Annotated in this window: 3 protein-coding genes; 1 reads left to right on the forward strand and 2 read right to left on the reverse strand. The window is 73.3% G+C overall.

The genetic code is table 11. The annotated features are described in order from the left end of the window. Both G7A99_RS24900 and G7A99_RS12160 read right to left on the reverse strand, forming a co-directional pair. Positions 1–598 (reverse strand): iron ABC transporter permease (locus tag G7A99_RS24900; RefSeq protein ID WP_205599830.1); only part of this gene is annotated, 598 nt, incomplete at its 3' end. Then, a complete protein-coding gene (locus tag G7A99_RS12160) occupies positions 585–1,475 on the reverse strand; it encodes an ABC transporter substrate-binding protein (RefSeq protein ID WP_163140486.1) in 891 nt (296 codons plus the stop codon). The genes G7A99_RS24900 and G7A99_RS12160, both read right to left, overlap by 14 nt. 169 nt (positions 1,476–1,644) lie before the next feature. On the opposite strand from G7A99_RS12160, the gene G7A99_RS12165 reads away from it, so the two are divergent. Then, positions 1,645–2,286 (forward strand): LysE family translocator, encoded by a 642-nt coding sequence (locus G7A99_RS12165; protein ID WP_163140488.1) that lies wholly within the window; start codon positions 1,645–1,647, stop codon positions 2,284–2,286. Positions 2,287–2,360: the final 74 nt, after the last annotated feature.

Here is a 2,360-nt window from a genome sequence, read left to right on the forward strand (position 1 = left end):
GCAGCAGGCTCTCGAGCTGCTCGACGCTGGCAAGGTAGGTGAGATAGCCGGTGAGCGCGCCGGCGATGCTGTTTATCGCGATCCCGATCAGCAGCAGCCGTGCGTTATCGCCACCGGTCTGCGAGGGCCGCGCCAGCAGGTAGATCAGCCAGGTGGTCACGAAGCCGCTCAGGAACGCCCCCGCCGGCAGCGTCCAGCTCCCGAGCACGTTGATCTGCATGACGATGACGAGGACCGCGCCCAGCGACGCCCCGCTGCTGACCCCGACGATGCCCGGGTCGGCCAGCGGGTTGCCGAACAGCCCCTGCATCGCCGCCCCCGCCATCGCCAGCGAACCCCCGACCAGCAGTGCCATGAGCGCCCGCGGCAGGCGCAGGTCCCAGAACACCGCGTGGGCGACGGGCTGGCCCTCCGCCGCCTCCAGCGGCGAGAGCATCACCGCCAGCAGCCGGCCCGCGTCCACCGCGACCACGCCGGTGGAGACCGCCGCGGCCAGCCCCGCGGCGATGGCGAGGGTCAGCCCCGCGTAGAGCGCGACGACCGGCGGGCGCCCACGGCCCGGCCAGGGTCCGCCGGTGACGCCATCAGTCGTCGCCATGGAGCGCCCTCGCCAGCATCAGGGTGGCCTCGCCGCTGGTCACCGCGTCGAACTTCACGGCGCTGTGGCCGAGCACGATCAGGCGCCGGTCTGCCGCCGCCGGGGTATGGGCCAGCCCGGACACCCGCTGCCAGATACCGGTACGTCCGCCCAGGGCGGCCAGTTCCTGGCGGGAGACCAGCACCGCCTCCGGCGCCATGGCGATCACACCCTCCGCGCTCAGGCTCTGGTAACGCTCCAGGCCCGCCTCGGCCCCGACGTTGACGCCGCCGGCGCGCCGGATGAGCCCGTCCGCCGAGGTCCCGGCCCCCGCGCCGGTCACGGCGCCGCTGCTCCCCGCCCCGCTGCTGGAGACGTGGAGCACGCGCACGGGGGCGGCGCCGTCGACGATCTCCCGCGCCGCGGCGTAGTCCGCCTCGATACCCGCGACGAGCTCGCGCCCCCGGGCCTCGCGCCCGACACGCCCGGCGATGCGGCCGATGCGCGCCGGCGCCGGCAGCGTCCGCGGGATCATGGCACTGTCGATGCCCAACCGGTCCGCCTGGGTCATGAGTTCCCGGTCCCGGGCGGGATTGCCGCCGATCAGCAGGTCCGGGCGCTGGGCGAGCAGCCCCTCCGCGGACGGCATACGGTGGTAACGCGCCGCCGCCGGCACGCGGCCGGCGAGCGCCGGGTCCTCCGGCACCAGCACCAGCGCGTCCCCCAGGCCGAGGGCCGTGAGGATCTCCGCGTGGCCCGGGTCGAGCACGGCGATGCGGTTTGCCGGGGCCGCCCCGGCGGGCAGCGCGGAGACGAGCAGCATCGCCAGGGCTGCACAGAGCGCGGCCGCGTCAATACGCGGCCGTCGGCAGGAGGTGGCGTGTGAGATGCGGCGCATGATCCAGCCCTTCGGGTCAATTTATCGTACGATATGTTGAATGCGAATCGTTGTCAATTGCGAGATAAAAAGAGGGCCCGGGCCCGTTCCCTTTTCCACCGCGAGCAGGCAGCCTAGTGCTTCCCCGAACCAGAGACCGCGGCGCCGGACGTGCCGCCCGGAAGACGCCATGTTCGACTACACCCTCGCGCACTGGCTCGCGTTCCTCAGCGCCGCCGTGCTGCTCAACCTCACCCCCGGACCGGACATGGCCTTCATCGTCGGCCAGGCCGCCCGGCACGGCGTCCGCAAGGGCTTCGCCGCGATGTTCGGCGTCTGGATCGGCGCGTTCCTGCACGTGCTGCTCGCCGCACTGGGGCTGTCCGCGATACTCGCGGCCTCCGCCACCGCCTTCTCCGTGGTCAAGTGGATCGGTGCGGCCTACCTGATCTGGCTCGGCCTGAGCGCCTGGCGCGGCGAGGCCGCCGGCGATGCCGACACGGCACCTGCCCCCGCCACCGTGACGGCGACGGCCGTGCTGCGCCGGGGCGTCCTGGTCGCGGCACTGAATCCGAAGGTGGCGGTGTTCTTCCTGGCCTTTCTGCCCCAGTTCGTCACCGCGGGCGCCGGGCCGGCGAGCGCCCAGCTATTCCTCCACGGCAGCCTCATCATCGCCGTGGCCGCGCTGGTCGAGCCGCTGCTGGTCCTGGCCGGCGGACGCCTCGCGCGGGCACTGAAGTCGAGCCCGCGCCTCGGCCGCTGGATGGACCGGGCGCTCGGCTCGCTGTTCGTCGCGCTGGGCATACGGCTCGCCACCGCCAGCCGTGGCTGAGCGGCATCAACGCGGCCGGCGCCACGGGGATACGGGGCGGGCATGAATGACGCCCTTCGCCGCGAGCTGCTGAC

The organism is Arhodomonas sp. KWT (genome assembly GCF_010993615.1).